At 56.6% G+C, this 25,259-nt stretch carries 11 protein-coding genes; 7 read left to right on the top strand and 4 right to left on the bottom strand.

The features are described from left to right. Nucleotides 1–124 precede the first annotated feature (124 nt). Nucleotides 125–5,341: an RHS repeat-associated core domain-containing protein gene (locus J5M56_RS07190; RefSeq protein WP_207936213.1), complete on the bottom strand. Its 5,217-nt coding sequence runs from the start codon at nucleotides 5,339–5,341 to the stop codon at nucleotides 125–127. Between the two features lie 14 nt (nucleotides 5,342–5,355). After that, complete coding sequence (locus J5M56_RS07195; RefSeq protein WP_207936216.1) at nucleotides 5,356–6,420, bottom strand: hypothetical protein; 1,065 nt, start codon at nucleotides 6,418–6,420, stop codon at nucleotides 5,356–5,358. A gap of 339 nt (nucleotides 6,421–6,759) precedes the next feature. On the opposite strand from J5M56_RS07195, the gene J5M56_RS07200 reads away from it, so the two are divergent. The 7 genes from J5M56_RS07200 (at nucleotide 6,760) to J5M56_RS07230 (ending at nucleotide 23,843) form a co-directional block, all read left to right on the top strand. After that, complete coding sequence (locus J5M56_RS07200; RefSeq protein ID WP_207936219.1) at nucleotides 6,760–8,487, top strand: hypothetical protein; 1,728 nt, start codon at nucleotides 6,760–6,762, stop codon at nucleotides 8,485–8,487. Between the two features lie 27 nt (nucleotides 8,488–8,514). After that, nucleotides 8,515–10,959, top strand: a complete 2,445-nt coding sequence (locus J5M56_RS07205) for a hypothetical protein (protein ID WP_207936220.1) — start codon at nucleotides 8,515–8,517, stop codon at nucleotides 10,957–10,959. Then, complete coding sequence (locus J5M56_RS07210; RefSeq protein ID WP_207936222.1) at nucleotides 10,956–13,838, top strand: hypothetical protein; 2,883 nt, start codon at nucleotides 10,956–10,958, stop codon at nucleotides 13,836–13,838. The genes J5M56_RS07205 and J5M56_RS07210 overlap by 4 nt, the downstream gene beginning before the upstream one ends. Beyond that, nucleotides 13,835–17,806, top strand: a complete 3,972-nt coding sequence (locus J5M56_RS07215; RefSeq protein ID WP_207936223.1) for an RHS repeat protein — start codon at nucleotides 13,835–13,837, stop codon at nucleotides 17,804–17,806. Before J5M56_RS07210 ends, J5M56_RS07215 begins: the two co-directional genes overlap by 4 nt. A 221-nt stretch (nucleotides 17,807–18,027) precedes the next feature. Next, nucleotides 18,028–20,016, top strand: a complete 1,989-nt coding sequence (locus tag J5M56_RS07220; protein WP_207936225.1) for a hypothetical protein — start codon at nucleotides 18,028–18,030, stop codon at nucleotides 20,014–20,016. 131 nt (nucleotides 20,017–20,147) lie between these two features. Further along, nucleotides 20,148–22,328: an autotransporter outer membrane beta-barrel domain-containing protein gene (locus J5M56_RS07225; protein ID WP_207936227.1), complete on the top strand. Its 2,181-nt coding sequence runs from the start codon at nucleotides 20,148–20,150 to the stop codon at nucleotides 22,326–22,328. A 60-nt stretch (nucleotides 22,329–22,388) separates the two neighbouring features. Further along, entirely contained in the window at nucleotides 22,389–23,843 is a 1,455-nt protein-coding gene (locus J5M56_RS07230) for a hypothetical protein (protein WP_186476649.1), read from the top strand. Here the strand turns inward: J5M56_RS07230 and J5M56_RS07235 are convergent. Beyond that, the gene (locus J5M56_RS07235; RefSeq protein ID WP_186476650.1) at nucleotides 23,827–24,570 is read right to left on the bottom strand and encodes a molecular chaperone; all 744 of its coding nucleotides are present in this window, start codon (nucleotides 24,568–24,570) and stop codon (nucleotides 23,827–23,829) included. The genes J5M56_RS07230 and J5M56_RS07235 overlap by 17 nt on opposite strands. Nucleotides 24,571–24,626: 56 nt before the next feature. Beyond that, nucleotides 24,627–25,172 carry a fimbrial protein gene (locus J5M56_RS07240; RefSeq protein WP_186476651.1) on the bottom strand — a complete coding sequence of 182 codons (546 nt, stop codon included), beginning with the start codon at nucleotides 25,170–25,172 and terminating at the stop codon, nucleotides 24,627–24,629. Nucleotides 25,173–25,259 lie beyond the last annotated feature (87 nt).

Here is a 25,259-nt window from a genome sequence, read left to right on the forward strand (position 1 = left end):
GTGGTTTCTTTTTGAGGTAGGGAAAAGTTTGCAGTGGCAGGGCGTCAAAAATCAGGGCCCCGTAGGGCCCTGAAGAACAGAGGTGTGTTGCTCTGTAGGTACAGTATGAAGTTATTGCGACAAGTTAAGTTTCGGACCTAAGTACGCCTTTTTTACTTCCGTAAAGAGCGGCTCCTTCCCAGTCAATTCCTGCAGTGTTATTTTCTGGATCATTTAAGGCACTTTCCAAACTTACATGCCTTAGGAGGCGACGGCGTTGCAAGATGGCAGGGAGCAGTTTCGGGTTCGGTTTCGGGTTCGGTTTCGGTTTCGGTTTCGGCGGAGGGGGTGGTGGTACCTTTTTGATAACTTCAACGTCATAATCGGGAGGTGGAATCTCTGGGTATTCTGTGGCTGTTGAGGATTGAGGGGCTGGTGAGTCTGGTCGAGCTAGTGGGGCTGATGAGACTGATGAGCGCACGCTCGCACTAGATGAAGAAGCCGCCTCGCTTGGCTGAGCACTTGTTTCCACAGGACTATTGGCAGCATCGCCAGTGGTTGGGCCATTCTGCTGAGGTGCTGTAGAAGTTTTAGCTCCACCTTTGCTGGCAAAGTTAAAGTTAAAGTTAACTTTGACCCCTTTGGAAAACCTGGTGACTACTTGGGCGAGCGACATTAACACAGCACCAATATTGGACATGATCATGCCTATTTGTTTAGCGCGATCGTTATTGGTCAATGTGCCGTAAACCGTCACACCTAGCCCAGCAAATGCAAGAGCACCACCAACGATAGCTACTCCAATGCCTAGACCAGCAGGTGGGAAGGCAATTACGAAGGCCAGGCCGACGGCAATGCCTATTGCGGCGAACAGCACGTTTTGCCACTTATCCAAGAAGGATGGCTTGGCCTGTTTAGCGATTGGATCGATGACGGGGGGGAGCGGGTCGTTGTAGCTCTCGGCGTAGTGCCCGGTGGGATCGCGCCAGTTGACCGGGTTACCCAATACGTACAGATACGGATTGACGCCCGATTGCTCAGGGGTGAGCGAGTCTGGGCTGTGGAATCGCATCAGGCCTGGGTTGTAGGCACGGTAGCCGCATCCCAGCAAATACCAGCCAAAGGCGGCTTCGCGCACCTCGCCATTGAACGCCAGTAAGCTGAACAGGTGCTTCTCTTCATCATCCTCATTGTCCAAGGTGCGCTCACCGTAGGCACTGTAGCGGGTATTGTGCAGGCCACTGTCGGCATACTCGCCAACCACGCTGCCATTGGCATTGGTCAGCAGCAGGCGTGTGTCGCCCGGTTGCCCGTCTACCTGCATGGCCGATGCGGTGTCCCCGTGATACTGATAGTGGGTGAGCACGCCATTGTCGAGAGTAGCGTCGAGGCGATTGCCCTGGTAGCGGCGCTTTACCTCGGCGGCATTGCCGTGCTTAGCCCCAAGTAAGTGGTCATGGCCATCATAGCGGTACTTGGCAAGGACCTCTTTATCATCACTGGCGCGAACTTCGATCAGGCGGCTGCTGTCATCGTAGTGCAGCATGCGGCCCCATTCATCGTTGCGCATGTTGCCATCGGCGTCGTAGCTGAAGGATTGGTCGGCCGGGTAGTCCGGCTGCAGGCTGTTGGTCACGCGCTCGAGCTGGCAGCTGCCATCGGGCTTGTAGGTAAAGCGGGCGCTGTTGGTTTCGCCGTCTTCAAAGGTGGTGTTGCAGCGGGTAAGTTGATCCCTTTCATCGAAACGCATGATCTGGCTGGTCATGGCGCGCCCGGCGGTGTTGCAGGGCAATTGCGAGCCTTTGTATTCAACACTTTCCAGGCGATCCAGGCCGTCGTATGCGAAGAGCTCTTCAAGCAGTAACACGCCGTTCTGGTGGCGGGTACGGGTGTGCAGTTGATCGTCGTCACGCCAGATCTGCTCCAGCACCTGAACCGTACCGTCGTCCAGGGTCAAGGTGCGTTGCACCTCGCGACCGAAGCTGTCGTACTGCTGTTCGCACGTGACCTTGCGTTCGCTGTGATGGTCCACGGTCTCGGTTTTTTTCAGCCGGCCATCATCGTCGTATTCAAAGCTGGCCTCGAGTTTGCCGCGCAGGGTTTTTTGCAGGCGGCCGAGTGGGTCATAGTGGTGAACGGTGCTTTGTTCGCCACTGCTGCGCTCCAAGAGGCGGCCTTGCAGTGAGTAGCGGTAATTGATGGTGTGGTCATCGTTGGTGAAGCTGTTGGCCGGGTCATCCTGCCAGCTTTCCTGCAGCAGAAAGCCCTGGTCGGTGTAGTGGTAGGTGCGTGTGCCCTCAAGGTTGGTGGCCGAGGTAATGGCAGCGTCCGGGCGCTCGAACGCAAAGATCGGGTTGTCGATGCTTGTCGTTAGTTGCCCATTTTCCTCGGTGAGGGTGGTGCTGATCTGGGTGGGCTGGATCGTGACTTCAGGTTGATAGCTGTAGGTATGGGTGCGTTTGCTACTGCGGTGATGCTGGTGCACCAGTGTACGCCCCTCCTGGTAGTCATAGCGCTCTACGCGCGGGCCTACTGCGAGTGTGCTCATGCGGCCCAGGCCATCGAAGGTGCGTGTGCAGATAGGTATCGTATCGCCTTCGAGTTCCAGCCGGGTAGTGAGTTCGTCACTGGTGAAGTCGGCAAACTTGCGCAGCAAGGCGCTCTGGTCGGGGCGTTCGTTGCGCTCCATGCGGCCCCAGACATCGTAGCTGAACTTCCAGGTATGGCGCAGAGGCGCTTTGAGCGCGGCTGGCGTACTCAGCGGGTCGCGCTGGGTACGTGTTTCCTGCACGCTACGGCCAAGGCCGTCGTACAGGTAATCGCGCCTGCCCACCTCTTGCCCGTCCAGATCAATGCGCTGTTCATAAACGGGTTTGCCAAAGCGGTTCAGTTCCGTTACCAGCCGCTGGCGTTTCACTGGTTGTTCTGGCGTACCTTCATCAGCGCGCTCTTGCCAGGTTTCGATGATGTCACCGTCTTCGCCGAAGGGTGTGCGTTGCTGACGATAAATGACGCCATCAGGCCCAATGGTCTTGCTCAGGTTGCCCCAGTCGTCGTACTCGAAGCGGGTGGTCAGTTCGAGGCGTTGATTGTCATCGAATTCGTCATGCACCGTTTCAGCGCTTTGGCGCCCTAGGCTATCGTATTGCTTGCTCGATACCTGGAATGTCTTGCGCACGGGGTTTTGTGAATCGTTGGCGGTATCAATGTTGCGCGTTTCGCCCACATTGCGGTTGAGGCCGTCGAGCAATAGTGTACTAACAACCATCTGCACGTCGGTCGCAGCCTGTGCTGGCTGGGAGCCATTTACACTCAAATGATAATCGTAGGTGCGCGATGCCTCGAACTCGGTATTGGGGGCCACGGTTTCGCGGACCAGGCGGCGCAAGGCATCGTAGTAGAGATGCTTGTACACACCGTTGCTGTCTTGATGGCGCAACAACTGGCCGGTGTATCGGGAGGTGGCACTGTACAAGACGCGTTCGATCAGGTCGTGGCCCTTGATGGTGGAGCGAAGTTGGAGCAGGCTCTGCTGGCCGTCATCGTCGTTGATCAGGCTATAGAACGATGTGCTGGTTGTGGTCCTGTCCTTCAGCGGGTCGTCGCCGTATTTCATGGTCTGGCGCACGCTGTCCTGGCGCATGTGCAGCAGGTGGTTATCCGGCTTTTCAAGGTAGGTAAGTTCGGAGTGCTGCAATAAGGTAGTGGCGGCGTTTTCGTCCGCACTGGCCAGTTGCAAGGTACGTTGATCCTTGACCACCGCTTCGCCGAAGGTTTTGCGCGCGTTAGCGAGAGGGGCTATTTCTTTGTAGCGATAATGGCTGCGCAGGATTGCCGCTTGACCATTTGCTTGGCTAGCAGGGTAGGTGGTTTTGCACTTGATTCGGCGCACGAAGTGCTGTGGGTCGGCTGGGCAGGCGACTTGCTCTTTGCCGTCGATGGTTTCATTTTCGCCTTCGATGGGGTAGTAGGTGTATGCCGTGCGGGTACCGTCGGGCTCGATCTCTTCGAGCAAGTTGCAATGCTCGTCGAAGATGGTCGTTTTGGTTTCTTCGCGGGGCCACGTCGCCCCGTCCTCGAACATCCAGCGCTGGGTCACCTTGTGCGGCAGCTGGAAATAAGCCGGCTGACGGGCGAATTCCAGCCCCTCCTGCTCGTGGTACTGGGTGTAGATTTCCTGCACGCAGCCGTTCTGCGCTTCGGTTTCGTGGGTCATCAGGTGAAAGCGATTATAGCGACGGGTAACGGTGCGCAGCACCTTGCCATCGCCTGGTGAAGTGTCACCGGCGGCCTTGAGCCAATGGCTGACGGTTGAGCCATATTCAAAATCGCGGCCGGTGAACTGGTACAGATTGTCCAGGCCATCATCGCGCCATGTGATGCCACTGGCCCCTCGGCCGAGATAGTTATTGTCGGTGTATTGGTAGGTGGTGACCATTACCGGCTGATCGAAGCGCGGGTCGACGGCAAGGCGCTTGACCCGGGGCAAGGGCGGGCGGGCGTCGTTGGGGAACCGGTGACCATTGTTTGCGACCCAGTATTCGACGGTTTCCACTGCACCAAAGGGGGTGGTGACTTTTTGCATTAGCGCCAGGTTCTGACCCAGCTCCTTATCATACTCGATGTGTTGGTAATCAAATGCCCAGCCGGCGCCTTGCTCGGCGGGTAGCAGCACCTGGCGCGCAAGCCTGAGCGCCGGGGTGCCGCGCTTCTCGAGTTTGACCTCGTAACGCGCCGCGGCCAGTGTCTTGCTGTCGACGTTCGGGTACAGGTCGAACATTACGCTGCCACTGTCGTATGTAATCTTCAGCAGCGTTTCGTTATTTCCGTCAACGATGCTGGTCAGGCAGGGTATCTGGTTGAAATCGTCATCGTAGTTCAGGGTGATGCCGTGCCCTGACGCTGCTTCGATACGAACCGGCAAGGCAACGCGCCGGTTGCTGGGGCCTTTGAGTTGGAGAAATTCCACCAGGCCATTCTTGTACTCCACACGCCAGTTCTCGTCATCTTCCTGGTGCAGGTGGAAGCTTTCCAGCTTGCGCTCGTCCATTGCAAGCCCAGTACCGTCGCCTATGTCGCTGCCGGTGACTTTCAGGGTCTCGCCGGTCTGCAGGCTGAGCAGGTTGCTGGCAGGCATATACTGGCTGAGGTTCAGGCTCCAGCCGTGGCCGAATCCCGCGTCCAGATGGTTCATTGGGTTGAAGCTAAGGCGCAGTGGCAACATAGGGCCCATCTGATCGTTACCTACCAATTCTGGCAGCACGATGGCCAAGGTGTACTGCCCGGTGCGCGGATCCACACTGTTTTGCACGAAAGTGCTGAAGTTGTAGGCGTTGGATTGTGCAGTTGAGGTCGTGGACATATCAGTGCCCTCCTTTATTGTGCGGCAGGACGAAGTGTTGCGCAGAGGTACCGGGTTTCACCTTTCTCATCATTCTTGTGCGCACGACCTATCATGATTTGGTTAGTGGGGCATGTTTCGTAAATTTTGCTGCTCTCCTCGAACTCGGGCGACCACTGTGTGGGTTCGACTAGCACAATTCGGCCATTATTCGCGTCGACCAGAGAAGCGCATTGATACCTCGTGTTCCCATTTTCATCCCCAGTGTGCTGGCGGCCAGTCATCACGGTATTGATGGGGCAAGTAAAATAGATGTAACGCTTGTCTTTGGCTGACGGGGTTGCGCTAGCCTCCTCGGGGTCGAGCCCCGACTCGCGAAAACTTACAGACCATTTTCGATCGCGGATTTCGTAGTGTTCAGCCAGACGGCAGCCATAAGAGGTATTTTTAGTTTCGTCACCTGAGTGCTTTCGCTCATAGATCATCGACGACCCTAAGCAGACCCGTTCGTCGCCCCTGTGCTCTGGTCCGGCAGGTATTCCGGTGGTGTCTGCAAGTGTCAGCGAGTCCAGGGCTTCAGGCGTGTCAATGTTGCCGGATGCAGTGAATTTTACACAGCTCGTCGCATCGCGCATTCGGTCTCCGGGCGCTTGTTTTTTGTCCACAAGCTTCAGGCCGCGAAAGATGATTTGGTTCTTGGCGTAGTTTTGAAGTTCTTCAAATGAATAAATGTGAGGGGACCCTGTATTGGTGGCCGTGGTTTTGAATTTTATCCAGTATTCATTATCTTCAGCGGCTTGAGTATTACAGTCAGGGCGCGAGGAGAAGATGATTTCCATGGCTGAAGGCAGACGGTCAAATTGAACGCTGCGCGCAGTGGCGGGATAACAACTATAAGCTGGGCTGTTTGTCGCGTAATTGTACGTTAGCCCCGAGCCCTCTGCGGGTGGAATCATTTTGCAAGGCTCGTTGTTTTTGCTCATCAGTGTGACACCGCCGATCGGGTCGACCGGGTCACTGGCTAATGCCTGCATGTTCAGAGTGGCACTGAGGATGGCAAGCGTTGCGGGTATCAGGATGTTGCGTCTTGATAATTCCATCGTAATGCCCTATGGCGGAATTTGTGAGTGGTTTTTTCCATTATCGGGAAAACGCGCTATCAGCCTAAAAGGTTGTGTGGCCGCGAGCACCTGGTAAAAATGACAGGAAGGACCTGGTAAAACTGTCAGGTGCGTTTATTTCAATAGTGTGATAGGCCAAAGCCTACCTATTACTTTTACCAGTTGGTGCGGCAGTTGATTGGGCTTATAACTCAGGGAAAGTCAATCTGAGTAAGGCGATTTTTCATGCGAGCCCCCCCTATAGCAAACCGCCTAGAGTTGCTGTCTGCACCTTTCATTGAAATCCGTAATGCGTATGACGAAATCGACCTGGAGGAGTTGGGCGATGACGATTTAGAAACGTACATCCAGTACGATGGTATTGCCGAAGGCGATCAACTCAGGATTCATTGGCGGGGCGCCACGGCCTCGGGAGAAGCCCTGGATTCGGTAGGTACCGTAGTTGAAGTTGAGCAACCAGATTTTGACCCGCTCAAAAAACGCCTGCGCGTATTGATTGGCAATCGTTATGTCAGCCAGGGCGATCAAGGCTATGCCTTTTATTACTATGAGCGCATTAGCGGCAGCCCTGCCGAATCGCTGCGCACATTCAGTTTCGTTGGCGTACGGCCGCACCGCATGGAGCACATGCCCGTCACCCAAGCCGTCGAATCCCATGCCCTGCATATCGACCCCGATGCGTTGGGCAGCAGCGGTGCCACCTTCGTAGCGCCGCCCTATGCGGCGATGCAAGAAGGGGACACGGTGACATTGGTGTTTCGCGGTTACGAAGCCAGTGGTGATTTCGATGAGGAGAAGCGCTATGCGCTGAAGGTAGAGAAGGACCTTATCGGTTACAGCCTGAATTGGAAGGTGCCCAAAGGGCAGTTCAACTTCATCAAGAAGGGCAGTGCGCAAGTTCATTACCAGATTGATTTTGTCGGTAGTGCAACACCGCTCGAGGGGCCAGTCCAAACCTATTGGATTGACTCGATTCCCACTGAACCAGCGCTTCTGCCTGCCCTTGAGATCGAAGGCTACACCGGTGGATCGCTTGATCCTGAAATGTTCCCTGATGGTTTGATGGTGCGTGTGCCTGCATACCCAGGCTTGCATACCGCTGACTGGACATTGCTGCATGTCAACGATGAGCCGGGCGCTGCGGTGCTACGTGCCGACCTGACTACGCTGGCCGTTGGAGTGCAGGGTGTTCAACTGGATGCCTCGGTGCTCCAGGGTGCTACGCGCTTGGCGATGGGCTATCAGGTTGGGCGCGAAGGGTTGGGCCTGAGCGGTCAGTTGCTGGACATCGAAGTGCTGCAGCCACGCCATCTGCGGCCTGTTGTCGTGCAGGATGGGAACCTGGAAAACCCCGAACCGAACATGTGGCTTGATGCTGAGCTTGCCACTACCGGTGCCATTGTCACCGCGCCCGACCCTGGATTGCGTCCGGGTGAGCGACTGCAGCTGGCCTGGCAAGGGCGCTCTAAGGCAGGGCAATACGAACACACACTGCCGCAGGGGAGTGTCCCACCGTTTCGCTTCGCTGTTCCTGCCACTGCAGTGGCCGCCAATATGGAGGCGACGCCCAGTGCAGCGGCCAAGCGGTTTCCGGTGTTGTTCCGCGTGCTGCGCGACCACCTGCCCCCGCTGGAATCGCCGCCTGTGCAACTGCGGATCTTGCCGTTGCTGACCAATAGATACCCGATCATTCAATGCGATGAAGCGCCGGGCGGCACGACGTTATCGCTGGCTGCAGTGCCGGGGGCAGGTGCCACGCTGCGGCTGGGCGACTGGGCATTCATGGCGCCGGGGCAGCGGCTCCAGGTTCTGTACGAGGGAGTGAAAAAAAATGGCTCTGCCCTCGTGGAGTTGTTGCGCAACGAAGTCGCCAGCGACGAGGAAGTACGCAAGCGCGAAGTCGTGGTCATGCTGGATAAGCGCATTTTGAATGAGCAGAAAATCAATGATCAGTTTGACCTGAAGGTGAAAGTTAACTTTGAGAATGAGGCTGACGGAGACACCTGGGTGGATTTTCCCTCGTTAAATTTGCAGCTGATTGCGTAAATGTCTCGAAACATTGATAGAGGGCTGATGATGAAAAATAATACTGTGCACGTTGAGCCGGGTGGGCGCTTGCCACTGGAAGACTATCTGACTCTGATGGCCAGGGAGGTCGACGGGCTTGGATGGGATGCCATTCTCGTTTATGACAGGTCCAAGACAAACGTGATCCTCCTGCAGGAGTATATTCAGCGTTTCAACGGGCAGTCCTGGTTCCCGCCTGCTACTTTCGACTCAGCTACGACGCCCGGCGTGATTGAACGTGTCATCGATTACCGATTTGATAAGCCACGTTTGTCCTTTGCAAACGCCGACCTCGAGAGTTCCAAGCTCGACTTGATCATGAAAGTCGTCGGCGGTAAACAGCTTACGATCGAAAATCCGCAGAATGAAAAAATCAGGCAGCTGACCCGTATCAAGATGGCGGATGCTTTGAATGGTCCAGTCCTGCGTGCCCGTGTGAACCTGGAGGAAATCAGCGTCGGGGTAAGTGACGGGGTGGTTGGCGTAGATTTGAGCAAAGGAACGGCATACGAACTTTCCTTTGCCGATACCCCCGTCGAGGAAGCGATTGGTGGGGAGAGCGTTAAGAGAGTATTTGAAGAGTGGCTCGGCGACAAGAGAATTTTTGAACTCAGCCACCTACCGCAGACTTCGAATTTGATGAATCCTGAGACCATCGCTATACGGACCCAAGCTTCTGCGGACAGCAACGTAATGGGTGCTGCGAGCGAAGGCGATGGGGCTGTATTGATTTTTGTCAAAATGGAGGGTAATACATCAGATCTGAAATTGCCGAGCAAAACCTTCAGCTACTTCATTCCGGGTCGTCAAAGCGAATTCTCGGCTGTCATGCTTTTTTCGAAGTTGAAGATGTTCGATAGAATAGCGCCTGTACTCATAGAGAATATCAGGCGTGAGGGTATTAGTTTTGATGCGGCATATAGGGATGGAGTGATCACTGCTACAAACGGTGGTAGGTTGCAGCGTCCTGGAAATAAATATCTCGACAACGGCTATATGATGGACGCGGATGTGATAGGTGCGGTGTATTCGGATCAAAGGGCTGATAACGGTCATTTCGGAGAAATGACGTTGCGACTAGTTGGAAACGATATTCAGCTGCGATGGACGGGGCATGGGGAGACTGCTTCAAGTTTGTGGAAAGAAAAGAGGGTGGATTCGGGGGTGCTAGTATTCGACTACGAGTACAGTTGTGGGTATGACCTGTTGCCTAATGCCGATGGTATTATTAGCTTCAAAGCTAAAGATAAGTTTTACAGTTCTAGGATGGTGGCGGAAAATTGGTCAGATCAGGCCCGTGCGGCGCAGTCGCTATCGATGTCAGGCTATAAAGCTACGGTCGACTTTATACGCATTCCGGAGTTGTCGAAAGGTTTCGGTGATCTGGATACGCAAATCCATCTGTTCCTTCTGCACGGTCTGCTCTTCCGAGGAAACCAAATATTCCAATCCGAGAGCCTGCATGTTCCCGGCCCACTAGTCATGCTCGGGCAATTGAGCCCAGCCTTGACAACTTTCCAGATCGATCCGGTAGAGACCGTCATCGGCGCAGGTCGCACGTTCACGTTCAAGACCACCGGTGAACAACTGCCCGTAACCTGGTCGGTCGCCAACCTTCCGGATGGTAGTGGCGATGCTGGGGTTATCAACAGCGAGACAGGGGTATATACAGCGCCCTCCAGGGCAAATCTGCCCGACAACCAAAAGCGGGTAATCGTCACCGCAAGAGCAAAAACCGGTGGTGCTGTGAGCCAGGCATTGGTCGGCATCGTCAGCCGCGATATCGGCCTGGATCCGATCGTAATGATGGCCAACAAAGGTGCCAGTGGCTACAAGATCCGCGCCACGCCACTGGACACCACCGAAACGCTCACCCTGCGCATGTCGGCGGGCGCAATGGGCAGGTTGATCGACGACCCGAACGCCGACCCGGACGTCCCCTATTCGAAACTGTATGTCCCTCCTGCCAGCCAGGCAGGCATGCCTGCGGGGCCCCAAGCCATCCCGGCACAATGGCTGGCCTATCGCAAAACTTCGGACTGGACCCTTGAAGAAGAGCTTGCCGAATACCTGCAGGTCGAGCAGGTGATCGCAGAAGGTTCCAATGGAAGCAAACAGGAAGTCGAAGTGCTGCTGCTCTTGCAAAACATTACCAACTGGTTCGTGTTCAAGCCGTCTGGCCAAGGCATTCAGCTGGAGCACTGGAGCACCAACAAAAAGAGCGGTGATCACATCGTACCTGAAGACAAGACGTACTGGTTCAAGGTCAAGGGCTCCGGAACATTGGTTGACGGCGTATACACGCCCGATCCTTCGTCCGATGAAACCTACGCCGTCATCGTGGCCATCGAGGAGAACGACGACGTTTATAAATGGGTGCCCGCAATTGTGCCGGTCCCGTTCGTTGGCGTTGAAACCTACCTGGGAATGTTGCAAGAGGACCTGAAATGAACCTCTATTCCAAAGATGCCTTGCTCGAACGCCTGAGCAAAGGTGGTGTGATGCATGACTGGGGTGCGATCGTGGCGATCGAGGCTGCACAAATCAATCGCATGCTCGAACAACAGTTCCTAGCCGCATTCGACGACCAGCGGTTCATTCTGCCCTTCGATGATGAGTTTGCCCTGGATGAAAGCCAGACCGAATTCCTCACCCTTTCCAATGTGGTGCTCGGGCCACCGCGCCTTTCCTTCGAAGGCGCCTCCATGGCCAATGCCAAGGTCAATGTAACGCTGCCCATCCTCACCGGCAGTGTCGTTTCCAGGCTGCATTTCGCCGGCCGGCCGCCGCGGCTCAATTACAGCATGAACCTGCATGAGCGCATGGGTTATCAGTTGAGCATGACCAGCGCGTTGCACGTTCAGGCGACCGACGTTAGCAACCAAGGCCGTTTGACGCTCGACCTGGCCAAGGGCGAGGTGCCAAGCTGTAACCTTGGGTTGACCGAAAAAGCGGCCTTGCTCATAGGCCAGCGCATCAACCGAAAAATTCTGGAACACCCTTCCTATAGACAGAATACTGTAGCCGTCACCCTGGACTTCAATGATTTCGGGCCATTGTGCCCTGTGAATTTCACCGTGCGCACCCAGCCACACCCCGAAGCCCTGTTGACGAATTCGCCCCATGCTGGAAAGGGCGCAGTGGTGCTGTTTTGCAGGCTCAAGGTCGGCGGCCGGGATGGCACTTTGCCGGCCAACCCGGCTACCTTCCCTTACCTGATTCCGGATGATACCCACGTTAACGGGATGGCCAAGTTCAATACCACGGTGTTATTGAACCAGGACCTCAAAGGTCTGTTCACCCAGCACCAGTCAGGCATGTTGAGCCAATTGCTGATGCCCAACGCCCAGGCAGTGGGCGTGCTGGAGCAGCACGATCCTCTGGACCGAGTGCTGTTCGGCAGCATCGATCCAACCCCAGACACCTACGATGTCGAGCCGCTGCGCTCGCAGATGCAGGCCGGCCAGCAGCGTCAGTTGAAATTGGAGGGGAGCGCCTCTGCCGCCGACGCTACTGCGCAGAGGTGGGAGGCCGAATTGATGCAGTTTTCCACCGGCTCCAAGGACATCACCCAGGGCGGAAGCTATACCTCGCAGCCCGGTGACTTCCGCATGTCGCAGCAGGTGGTGGTGGTTTCCAACCACTTCCAGTCATCGCAGGGCGAGCAAGTACGCAACGCCCTGATCGTCGAGTCGGTCAAGGCTTTGGAGGTATCACCGCGGGTCGCCACCTGGTCGGAGGGTGACCGCGCTATCACGCTTTCGAGTTCTGAAAGCTCGGTCACCTTTGCCCTGGCAGCGGGTGAACCCGAGCTCGGTAAGCTGACGGATCAGGGAGGGGGAATTGCGATATTCGAGCCGTACACCCCTGACGCCTATATCCCCGAAGTACTGATGCAGCGCATCGTGGCCACTGGCAGTGGTGGGGATATGTCTGAAGCTGTGGTAATCATCTTTGCCTATCCCGGCACGCTTACCCTTGAGCCCGATTATGTGCCCGAGATCGATGCTTCAAAACCTATCGAGTTCAAGCTCCCTGCGCAGCAGGTGACGTTGGCCGACAGGCAGCTTCTGAGCCTGCCAGGCCCGGCTGTGGCTACCCGTTGGGCAGTGTTCGGTGAAGGCAGCATTGACCAGAATGGGGTGTACACACCGCCGGCCATGCGCTCATCGATAGCCGCTGTGGTCATGGCAGAAGTCAACGAAGACGCCAGCGGGTATGCAGTGATCGAGCTGGCCGAAAAATCGACGATTCCGCCGGTCTGGCGAAGTTTGCTGCGGTTCGAGCTGGAGGTGCGTGGCGTCGCTGAATGCTTGGCCAATGGCATGCAACAGGTGGAGGTGCTGGTCACCATCGAGACCGACAAGGTGGGCGACCTGGAGATCCCGTTGAGCCCGACCGAAATGTCGACGTTGAGATTCTACAACTACATCAGCAACGCGGAAGTGCCTTTCGTGGAGGCGGGGGCCGATGGGGTAGTGCCTGGGGAAGGTGTTGGGGATTGGTATGTCAACCTGGCCCGCAACCCGTTCAAGCGCCGGGAGGTTCCGACCCTGCAAGGTGAGGTGCAAGGGGAAGGTGCTACCAGGCGCAAGCTGTTCTACTTCCAGAGCCTCAAGGATGGCACCGAGGAATTCTACGCCAGGTTCACCAAGGACGGGGGAGGTGACGTCAATTCCTGGGAAAAGCAAAGCACACTGAAGTTGAAGAGCCTCCCCAGACCCTACTTTCCTGTATCGGACTACCGCTTCGAGCGTAAGCGGAAGTTCCAAAATCCACCCCCTCCGGCCGGCAGCACGGATGAATTCAGCTTCAGCGAAGAAACCATCGATTACTGGATCCTATCGTGCATTCACCTGTCGCTTCCGGTGCAGTTCCTGATCTGCAATCTGAAAACGGCATCTGCTGTTCGCTGGGAAAGCGAGCAAGTCAAGGAAACCTACTTCAGCTACCTGTCGTATGCATTCAATCCCCCGGGCAAACCTGCACCCACGCAACTCACGATCGACGGCCGCCTGTTGGCGATGGCTGAGGAGCTGGGATACGAAGGGCTCAAAGCCGATTTCGTCGAGAATCATGTACCTGGCAAAGGCGAGCTGATGATCTCCCTGCATCGCGTACCCGACATGCCGTACTGGCACGACAAGATGGCCAAGGGCAGCGTCCAGAAATTGTATCGTGCCGGGCTGGATCAAGGGCTCGTAGCCCGTTTGTACGATGAGGAGGGCAACATTCATGAGCTGCGGATCGACTTCCTGGAACGCACCGTGCTCGATAGCCGCAACCTCCTGCAACTCAACATAGGTGCTGAGATGGGGACTAAACCATGAGCACTCAAAAGTGGTTGCATTCCAACGCGTTCAATTTCATGAGTTTCGTGCAGAACAGCGTCGATCCTCGTACTGGCCAGTACACCTTGGGTATCGCCTTGCCCGAATTGGTGGGCAACCAGCTCATGGGCCCCTCGTTATCTCTGCGCCTGGTGTTCAACCCGTTGAGCAGCCAGGACGCAGGCTTTGGTCATGGCTGGGGTTTGAACCTGACGCAATATACGCCGGCCACCAACATGCTCGAACTGCATACTGGGGAGCGTTACAAAATCACTGGGTCGGACACCGGCGATGGCACAGGGCTAGCCATCGATGAGCGCAAGCTGGAAAGCTTCCACATCCATGAAGACACGCCGGGCACCCATTGGCGGGTGGTGCACAGTTCCGGCCTGGTGGAGTTTCTGCAGCTCAAGGGCAGCAGTGACAATACCGTTGCATTGCCGGTGCGCATCGAGGGCCCGCTGGGGCACGGGATTACCTTGGCGTACAACCATAGCTTCAATGGCGTACCTTGCCTGACCAGCGTCGAAGACGACGCAGGGCTCAAGCTGCTTGCTTTGTTGTACAGCAGTTCAGATATACACCTTGACCTGCATCCAGAAGCAGGTCGCCTGGGTGAGCCGCTGGCACGTTACACCCTGGGCCTGAGCAGTCAGGGCACACCGGCATTGCGCTTGCCGGTATCGGTGGTGTTGCCCTTCGACCAGGATGATCCGTCCGCTAACAAGGGCAGTTGGCGCCTGCAATATCAACACATCGCCTACGAACGCGATCGCAACCTTGCAGTGTTGCGTAAGGTGGACAACCCAGCAGGTGGCAGCGAAACCATCGAATACGAGCACGGTGAAAAGTTTGGCCATCGCTTCCCAGGGGATGTGCATCCGGCGTTGCCAAGGGTTAAGCGCCATCTCTTCGAGCCTGGTGCTGGCCAACCTGCCATGTTGACCACGTACGCCTACTCGGACAACAACTTCCTGGGTCGAGGGGCTGCTGGCGTTAGCTGGGTCGATAATGGCCTTGACAATCTCTACAAGTTCACGGGTTCGGAGTTCGAGTATTACACGCAGGCGACGCACTATTTGCATGCCGACTTGCCGGAGAATGCTCCAGAGCAGGTGGTGAAGACCGTTACCCAGTACTACAACCGTTTTCACCTCATGACTCGTCAGGTCAACGCGCAGAACGAGCACGTGCACGAAGTGGCCACGAAGTATCATGAGTCACCCGGCTTGCCCTTCAGCCAGCAGGTGAAGTTTTTCCAAATGCCCGACACCGTGACGCGGCGCTGGCGGGTAGGCAGCGGCGAAACATGGCCACGGGAAGAAACCGACAAGACACTTTACGACGACTACGGCAACCTGCTCGACGAGACGCTGGCCAACGGTGTGCGCACCCGATACTCGTTTTACCCAAAGGAGGGCGCGGGAACCGACTGCCCGCCGGACCCGCAGAGCTTTGTGCGCAGCCTGCGCGACACGTCGGTGATACCGGGTGCTGGCGATCAGGGTCAGCCGGTGGCCCCAATGCGCTGCACTCGCCTGACTTACCAGCACCTGCCGGCCAAGGCAGGCGCCCATGACACAGCGGGTGCGCTGGTGGTCAAGAATGAGACCTTGCTGAAACTTGCCAGTGAAAGCGACCCGGTCGGTCAGCCCTACAGTGCAACGCAATACACTTACTACAGGGCGCAACAAGACGTCATGGAATATGGCCGCCTGCAATCTCAGGTCACCACACTGGACAATAAATCGACCCAGGTTTCCTACGTCTATGAAATGTCGGACGGGATCGGTGCCAATGTATTGCAAACGGTGCAGACACATACTGGCTTTGACCACGGCACGGCACAGGAATACGGTAACCCGCATCATGCTCTAAAGGTGATTACCCTGCTTCAGGATGTGTTGATAAACCAACCGCTGCTCAACCGTGACGACAATGAAGTAGAAATTGCATACCGCTACGATGCGCTACGCCGGGTGGTCGAGGAAATTGTTTCGCCTAACGACACTGAGTTCAGAGCTTCGCGCCTTTATACCTACAGCCTGGTTACCCTGGCCGGTCAACAGGCTGAGCAAACCAGCGAGGATGTCAAGGGTGTGGTCACTCGAACTTGGGTAGACGGCCTCAACCGCGCCGTGGCGCAGGAACGCCAGGATGCCGACAACTCCGACCTATTGCGTGCCGAAGCAATGCGCGCCAGTTACAAGATGACCCATGACGGCTTTGGCAACCTCGTCGAGGAAACCGAATACGACTGGCTGGATTATGAACCGGACAAGGTCGATGCCCGGGCCATCCAGCAGGCTGGCAAGCCGGTGTCGGCCACGGCGGCAGAGACCGCCTACACCACACGCTACCTGTTCGATGATTGGGGCCAGCAGTACTGCCAGATCGGCCCGGACAAGGTCAGGCATTTCGAGCAGACCGACCCACAGGGCAATGAGCAGTGGAGGGACGGCCCAGTGCAAACCAGCTGGCGCGAATCGGAAGATGGCGAACTGCGGGACGCGAGCACGGGAGAACTGCTGGAACCTGGTGCAATGGGCCGAACCGGCAAAACTGTCAGCTGGCTTAACCTGTTCGAAAAGCCCGTGCAGGTGGAGCGGTTCACGCTCGATCAGCCTGGCCAGTCCGCTTCATCCTACAGCGTGCAGCAAAACCGTTACGATGGCTTGGGGCGGCTGACGCAAGAGATAGACCCTCGCAAGGCCAGCACACACTTCGCCTACGACCTGTTTGACAGAAAGGTAGACGAAACCCTCGCAGACGGGAGCGTGGTGCACCGCGATTATGCCTCGCACAGCGGTGAAGACTTGCCAGTGCTCATCCAAGTTGGCGACAAAGTGCTCGGTGAACAAGTGTTCGATGGCCTGGACCGCATGGTCGTGTCGATTACCGGTGGGCGCAAGCGGCAGATGTTCTACCAGCCAGGTCAGCGTCAGCCAGAAACAGTGATTACGCCAGCCGGGCAGACCATTCACTACCAGTACAACCCTAAATTGAACGCGGAGCCTGTGACGCGCAAGGTTGTCGACACGGGGCCTCAGGAGGCTGCGCAAAGTTTCGAGGCCAGCTACGAATACGACCCAAAGAATGCGCGCCTGAGCACTGCGGTAGAGGGTGGGGAGCTGCTCGAGCGCACGTACTTCAGTACTGGAGCGATCAGAACCGAAGTGCGTAACGATCATGTCATGCATTACCAGACCAGCCTGCGTGAACGTGCACTGACCTACACCGATGTGCTTGGCCAGGTTCAGCGCTATGTCTACAACGCAGCGGGCCAACTGGAGCTGACGACGTTAGGGGAATTAACGGCCCATTTCACCTATGACACCCTAGGCCGACAATTCAAGATTGATACGCGTGACGCGGAGCAGTTTCTGACAACCGAGCTGCGCTATGACGCGTTTGACAGGGAGGTATCGCGCACGTTCACGATGAGTGATACGGGGCAAAGCTTGACGCAGGAATATGATGTACGGGATGCGTTGACGTCGCGAACGTTGCACGAGGGTGAGCATTTACTGCGTAAGGAGACCTATGATTATGATGATCGAGGGCGGTTGGAAGCCTATACCAGCGACGGCGAGCTTTCACCGGTTGATCCATTTGGCAAAGTGATCCGTGAGCAGTATTTCCGTTTCGATGATATCGACAATATCACCCGGGTTTTAACGGTGTTTCCCGGTGGCAGCAATACAGCGAGATACGTATTCGACAATGCTCAGGATCCGGCGCAATTAACCGGCATCGAAAATGATCACCCTGATTATCTGGAGGGTAATGTGGCGCTGGTGTATGACGCCAACGGGTGCCTGATCAAGGACGAGGCAGGGCGTGCATTGAAGTACGACGGTTTGAACCGCCTGATCAATGTGACCGTACCTGCAAGTGACGATCTGCCCGAACAAACGAGCCGCTATGGGTATGACCCTGTGGACCGATTGGCCAGTCAAGAAAAATAGTACAAAGCGGATGCGAACCTAAATGAAAGGCCCGTGCTTGCACGGGCCTTTTTATTGGCTGCCAAGCCCGGATAAGTGTCCAGTACCTAGTAAAAATGCCAGTTGTGAGACGGCGTGATTGAGCACAGTCTTTCACCAAGACCAAGGCATCCGGGTTGTTGTTTCGGGCAGGTGCCTGAGTCGCAGCACAGTGCTTTCGCCGACTAACAGGAGATCTCGCAATGAGTGATTCATCGGGTAAACGACCTGCAGTGAAAAAGGGCCAGCCCAAGCTGCGCTCGATTCGAGTTCAATATGCTCAGCCACAAGAGTTAGCCGCTCCGGGCGTAGACGCAGCTTTGATTGCTGACCCTGCCGATAATACAGTCAAGGTCGAATACCTGGAAGATGATAGTAAGGTATTTCAGATTACCATTCCTGCCTGGGCTTCCATGGCGCCACCTACCATGTTTGACACGCTGACTGTCACACATGTGCAAACCGGCAAGACTGTTCTCGAGGAGCAGTATAACCGTGATGATGCCGCTGATTTTCCACTGTCGATCACATTTGATCGCGCGCAGCTGGACGGGTGGACAGATGGCGACAACACCTTTCGGTACGAGGTACTCACCTACAACAGTTCTCATGATGTGTCAGATGATTTGACACTTAGATTTGACCGAAAACCCCCGTACGATAAAGCCACGCCTTTGCTATTCCCGCCTATTCCCGATATCACTGATGCCAATAAAGCTTCGGTAAAGCTTACGTTGCCCGTTTATGCGGATCGGGCCGACGGCGACGAAGTGCACTGGCTCTGGCTCAAAGAAAAACCGGAACCGGGTGACGACATCACCCCTACCGGCTCCGTTGCGGTGGGGGTATTGCCGCAGGAGATATCTGTGCCTGCCAGCGTCATTGAGGGGGTAGGTGACGGCGGTGTATGGGCGCTCTACGTATTAAGCGACAAGGCGGGCAATGTCAGCCGAATTTCGCTCCCGCAGGAGGTGGGGGTTGCCATAGGCCCGTTACCTGCAAATTTGCAGCCCCCGCTGGTGGCGGCCGCTGATGATGGCGTGATCGATCAGCAGGATGTATTCGAGGGTGTCGTCGTGCAAGTGCAGGCCTTCGATAACGCCAAGCCCACCGACGAGGTGCGGGTGATTTGGGACGGCGTTGCGTCCGAATGGCGCGAAGTGGGTAACCTCAAGACATTTCCGATGGACTTTCGGATGACAGCGAAAGATGTCTGGGACAGCTACGGTGCCAGCAGCACGGGTGAGGTCGCCGTCACAGTTGGCTATGAAGTGCGCAGGGGCACCGTGCCTCAAGGGGGAATGGACATCGAGGTCATGGTCAATCTCGAGCGAGTTGGCCCTGTCGACCCTGGCCCCGGCCCTGATCCGGAATGGCCGGACCCGGTGAACCCACGACTGCCGCTTGCTGCTGTTTACGGCAAAGTTTCTGACACCGAGAACACATTGCTTCCTGAGGATGAATTTGAAGATGCGCGCTTGCTTGTGCATATCCATGATTCATTGCAGGAGGATGATCAGCTCACGTTCTATTGGGACGACGCCCATCTCGACACGTTGGACTATGAATTGGAGAGCGGTGATATCGATGATGAATTGGAGTTAGAGGTGCCATGGGCGGCCATCGCAGCCAGGGGCAACGGTACCGTTGCGGTCCACTACACGGTAACCCGACCGCGCAACCCGAACGTTGTATCGTCCCAGAGCGCCGATGTAGAAGTGACGGCCATTGACATTCACCCGGTACAACCAGAATTCCTGGGCGGCAACACCAGTGCCCCTATTGGCTGGCTAACCTGCAGTGCACTTTACGATGATGCTAATCCTAGCCCGCTTGACCCCGCAATCCGTGTTCAAGTACCAGACCTGACGGAATATGGGCTTAAAGTGGGTGACACGGTGAAGCTATGCTGGACTGCCGTTCAAGGCTTTGTGGGCGATGTCCCGGTAGATGGAGTGGATCTGGAAGAAGAAATCACCCTTACAGCGAGCAATAGCAAAGGTTTCATTTGGCGTGTTCAGCCTTATGCAGATCATATCCTGCCGATTTTTCACGCCGCACCGCCTGACCACGATGGGCGAGGGAGGGTCTGGTATGAGTTCGTGAAAGATGGTCGCACGTATAAATCGGAAGTCGAGGAGCAAGTGGTGTCAATGCACGATGCTTCAGGCTCTTGTCCGTTGAGGCCCTGAGGATTAGAGGAAGGGTCGGCCGCTTGGCGCTTGTCGACTTTTCCTACATATCCCGATGCCGTTTCTTTGTAGTTTTGCGAGCCTTCGTCCCATGCGCCGTTTTTCGCATTTCTTACAGGCAAGCCTTACTTATGAAGTCGATTCCTAGTTTCACTCTTAATGTTGTAACACGCAGCCTCAGAGCACCCTTGTTGCTACTTTGCACCGCACCGGCTTGGGCGCAAACCACAGTTGATGGCGAACTGAACATCGATGCCTCGACCGCCTCTGACAGTTACTTGGTCAATCCAGGCGGGCAACTGAATGCCACGGGCGCCACCACCCAGCGCATCAGGGCAAACACAGGCAGTGGGTTGAACCTGCAGGGCACTACTGTCGATGGCGGATCATCGGAGGGCGTGACACTCATTTCGGCGAACGGGACCATCAGCGGTAATAGCTCCATACGCGCTGACCTGTTCGGTTTGCGCCTTGCTCGCCAAGGCAGTGTGGGCTCGACGGTGACGGTCAGTGACAGCCGTATCGAGGGGGGACGTGGCGGCGCTTCGTTGAGCGCTGGCTCTAAACTGGTGCTGGAAAACAGCACGCTGGTCAGCAATGGCAGCTCAGGGGCGGTACAAATGTTCGGCGACGCTAGCCTGAGTGCTAGCGGTAGCACCATTCGAGGGGCCCGTACCGGTCTGGAGATTCTTGCCGACCCAGATGTTGCCAGTGCGGCCAAGGTTAGCCTGGTCGGAACTGAAGTCGAAGGCCTGGACGGCTCGGCCATCGTTGTGGGTGATACGTTCCTGGGGCCAGCGAGCGCCAATATCCTTGTGGGTGCGGGGTCAACCCTCAAGGGCAGTAATGGCATCCTCTTGGAGGTATTGGGCGATTCCACGGCAAACTTTAGCGTCGACAGCGCCCAGCTGGTGGGTGACATACGTGCCGAAGCGGGCTCGACTGCGAACGTGAGCCTGGACAACCATGCCAGTCTTACCGGTCGCCTGGAAAACGTTGCCACCCTGACGCTTGCCAATCAGGGCCGTTGGACCATGGTCGAGGACAGTCAGGTTGGCAAGCTGCAGATGAACGGCGGTGAGGTACGCTTTGGCGAAGCCAATCAGTATCAACGTTTGACCCTGGGGGAATTGTCGGGCAACGGCACATTCATCATGGACGCCGACTTCGCTACCGGGCAGACCGATTTCCTTGAAGTGACCGGCAATGCCACTGGTAACCATAGCTTGCTGGTCGGTAGCAGCGGTGCCGAGCCGACCGCACCGAATTCGTTGCACCTGGTTCACGTTGACAGTGGCGATGCTTCGTTCTCATTGGTCAACGGGTCAGTCGACCTTGGCGCGTTTTCCTATGCCTTGGCGCAGCGCGGCAACGATTGGTTCCTGGATGGCTCCAGCAAAGTCATCAGCCCAGGCACTGCATCGGTACTGGCGCTGTTCAATACTGCGCCGACGATCTGGTACGGTGAGTTGACCACCTTGCGTGGGCGCATGGGCGAATTGCGCCTGGACCAGCGCAAGGCTGGCGCCTGGGCCAGAGCCTACGGCAACCAGTACAACGTCAACGGCCAATCAGGTTACAAGCAGACGCAACAAGGCTTTTCCCTTGGGGCCGACACGCCTCTGCCTTGGGGTGATGGGCAGTGGCTGGCCGGTGTCATGGCCGGGCACAGTTCTTCTGACCTCAACCTGACCCGGGGCGGTTCTGCTGAAGTCAAAAGCGCCTACCTCGGCCTGTATGCCACTTGGCTGGATGCAAATAGTGGCTACTACTTCGATAGCGTGGTCAAACTCAACCGCTTCGACAACGACTCGAAAGTCACGTTGAGCGACGGCGAACGTGCCAAGGGCAGCTATGACAACCTGGGCGTCGGTGGGACTGTAGAGTTTGGCCGCCATATCGCCTTGGGTGATGGTTACTTCGTCGAGCCTTATACTCAGTGGTCGGCAGTGAGCATCGCGGGCAAGGATTACCACCTGGACAATGGCCTCAAGGCGCAGGGTGACGACACCAGGTCGTTGCTTGGCAAGGCTGGTGCCACGCTGGGGCGTACCTTCGATCTGGGACAGGGGCGTTTTGCCCAGCCCTACGTCCGCGCCGCGTATGCCCATGAGTTCGTGAGCAATAACCAGGTGAAAGTCAATGATCACCGCTTCGACAATGACCTGGCCGGTTCGCGAGGTGAACTGGGAGTTGGGATTGCGGTGGCGCTGGGCGAACGCCTGCAGATGCATGCTGATTTCGACTACAGCAATGGTCAGCAAATAGAGCAGCCGTGGGGTGCGAATATCGGCGTGAGTTATCGCTGGTGATGGGGGCCAAGGGCGAGCGAAAGCTCGCCCTTGGTGTTTTCGGTCCTGGAGGAAAGCATCATGCCAGTGGGTTCAACACGTAATGACGAAGTCCTTGACGCTCCGTCGGCACCGGTTGCGCTGCCCGACATTCCCGATGGCGAGCCGGGGTTATTGCCCGTTGCACACATCAACAAGCCCTTGCGCATAGAAGTGCCGCAGTGGCCGATATCCCGGCCGGGGCCGACACATCCAGAAACCCTCTCCCTGTACTGGGATGGCGAATTGGTCGGTGAAAAGACTTGGTATGCGGCCATTGATCCCGATGAGCGATTCATCGATGTGCCGGCCGACTCATTGCTCAAAGAGGGTGAATTCAAGGTTAGCTACTGTGTGGCAAGCTACAACGGCACGACAACCGATTCAAAGCCCCTGACCTTGACTATTGACCGCACCGCGCCTGTTCTGGGAGGAGACAGAGGGCGCCTGGAGTTTCCAGACCTGGGCTCGCAGCCGGTGACAGACAAATTTCTCAAGGATCATGACGAAGTATTGCGCGCGCAGCTACCGGACTACCGTGTGTTCATGCCGGGCGATACCATCGTGTACTACTGGGACGATGAGCCTCTGGACAACACCCAGGTAGGCGAACTTACTTTGACCAGTGTGGATGCCGGCAAGCCCGTGATCATCGAGTATGACGGCCGGGTGATCCGGGGGCGCGGTGATGGTGGCCGCTACGCGCAATATCTGGTGCGTGATCGTGCCGGAAACGAAAGTCAGACGGCCGTACCCAAGGCCGTTACTGTCGATGCCAAACCGGTGCCGCGGGCACTTCCCATGCCCGTGGTGGTGCTGGCGCCTGGTAGTCAGGAGACGGTGACTTTGATGCTTGAGGACATTGATGAGCCTCTGGAAATACGTGTACCTGAAACTGCGGTCATCTATCCGGGCGAGCCGTTCACGGTGGAGTGGGCTCCCGGGCTGTTCGGTGAGCAGTCGTTGCCAGGTGTAGAGGGGGTGAGCAGCTATCGCGTTGCCGAGCGTAATGTGGTTGCACTAAGTGGCAAGACAGTCCCGCTGCGTTATGCGGTAGAAGGAAGCGACGGCCGATGGTGGTCGGCTGTGAGGCGGGTCAAGGTAGAGCCGATACCGCCCTCGCGCTTGAGTATTCCACAGCTTTCGGGTGTGGACGGTAGAACGTTGAGTTTGAAGGATCAGGTGCGAGATCTGACAATCACTCTGGCGCCCTGGAAGTTGATCACCGAGGATCAGTGGGTCCGTATCGAAGTGAACGGGGTGTCTAGCGACGGCTCGAGTAGTAGGCTGCAGGTCATGCACAATCATGCGGTTACCCAGAGTGAATTGGCGTCCGGGCTCGGTGCAGCCGGTGATGTAACGCTGCCGCTTGCGTTCCTGCGTGGCTTGCAGCTGAATCAAGACTTCTATGTCGAGGTGAAGGTCAGTTACGACGCCGGCCGCACCTGGCCGGCGTTGCCGAATTTCGTGATTCTCGCGATCACTCTGCGGGCTTGAGCGTCAAAGGCTGCTGCATGATGGCGGTAGAGACGCCATAGTCGTTCAGGGTATTGAAGGTCACTTGAAGCCCATGCACCCTGCGTACTTGCGTCAGGCGATAGGACTGTTGGGCGAACGGCAGTGCCATGGCCATGGTGCTGGGCTTTTCAGATTCCCCTGCGCCACTGACTTCCAGTCGGTCGAACGTGAAGTGAAAGGGCGTCGGGTTATCGACCACCAGATACAGGTTGCCATCACGTTGCTGCAGGAACCAGCTCAGTTGCTCGACGCTATCCTGCGGCAGACCCTTGAGTTGGCTAGGCCGGTAGAACAGCTTGATGCGAGTGCGCATGGCGATATTCAGTTGGTTCTGTCCGGACGTTCCCTGCTGAGGGATTTCCTGTACATTGAAGAAGAACAGCGACTCACGGTCTTGCGGCAGGTCGTTGGGAAGTCGGTTGATCTGCACAAGCTGTTCTTTGCCAGGGGGCAGGCGGAACAGTACGGGAGTGGGGACCAGGGGTACGGCCGTGAGCGTATCATCTGACTGGGTGTTGACCCATGTCTGCACGGCAAAAAGCCTTTTGGTCGGGTTGGCGACCACCACTGATGAACTGCGAGCGTCGCTGGGGTGAATGATCCGGGTGGCGTTGATGGTGAGAGCGGCTTCGGCAGCTGGCAGTGAAAGGGCCAGGCACAAAGGGAGTAGGGCGCGTCGAAGGCGTTGGTATCCGGAGTTAGACATGATCTGTACAGGTGGTGTGGAGAAGGGGCCGCGCAGTGCACGGCGCGGCCTGGGTGCTATTTCAGATCGAACACGAAAGGAACCGTCGCGTTAACTGGCCCTGCGCTGACAGTGGCTGCGGTCGCGCGCAGGTTGGCGTAGAACACCATCGTGCTTTTGCCAGTGTCCGCCAGGTCATACTCCTTGGATTCAGCCCCCCAAGGGATGATTGTGCGGTTCTCGTCTTTGATTGCCAACGCTACCCCAGCGGCGCTGCCAGCGTGCAGTGCGTGCAGAGTATCGCCGGTGCCCGCAGGGCCATCGATGCCGGAAAAGGACACGACACCTTTCATGCCTGTTGGGTCGCAACTGGCGCCGGCGGTGATGCTGATGCCAAAGCGCAGAGCCCCCGACTCGTTGCCAACAGCCCCTGTGAGCTTAGAGGCATCTCCATCCGGCAGCGTGATCGGGTTCAGTATCGCACCGTTGCTAGGGTCTACAATCTCGATGGAGCAGGTGTTACCGGTGACTTTGCCGGTGAACAGGATGGTGCCGGTGTCCGGCAAGGCATGGGCGGTGCTCGCGGCCGCGGCCAGGCCGAGGGCGATCAAGGTTTTCTTCATTGGTGATACCCGATGGTCAGTTGAAGGGCGCGATCATCGTTATTGATGATGGGCTCATTTTCAGCCCTGGACAGCTGCTCAGCAGTC

The sequence above is a fragment of the Pseudomonas sp. 51_B genome (assembly GCF_017491595.1).
GTDB classification, from domain to species: Bacteria; Pseudomonadota; Gammaproteobacteria; order Pseudomonadales; family Pseudomonadaceae; genus Aquipseudomonas; species Aquipseudomonas promysalinigenes.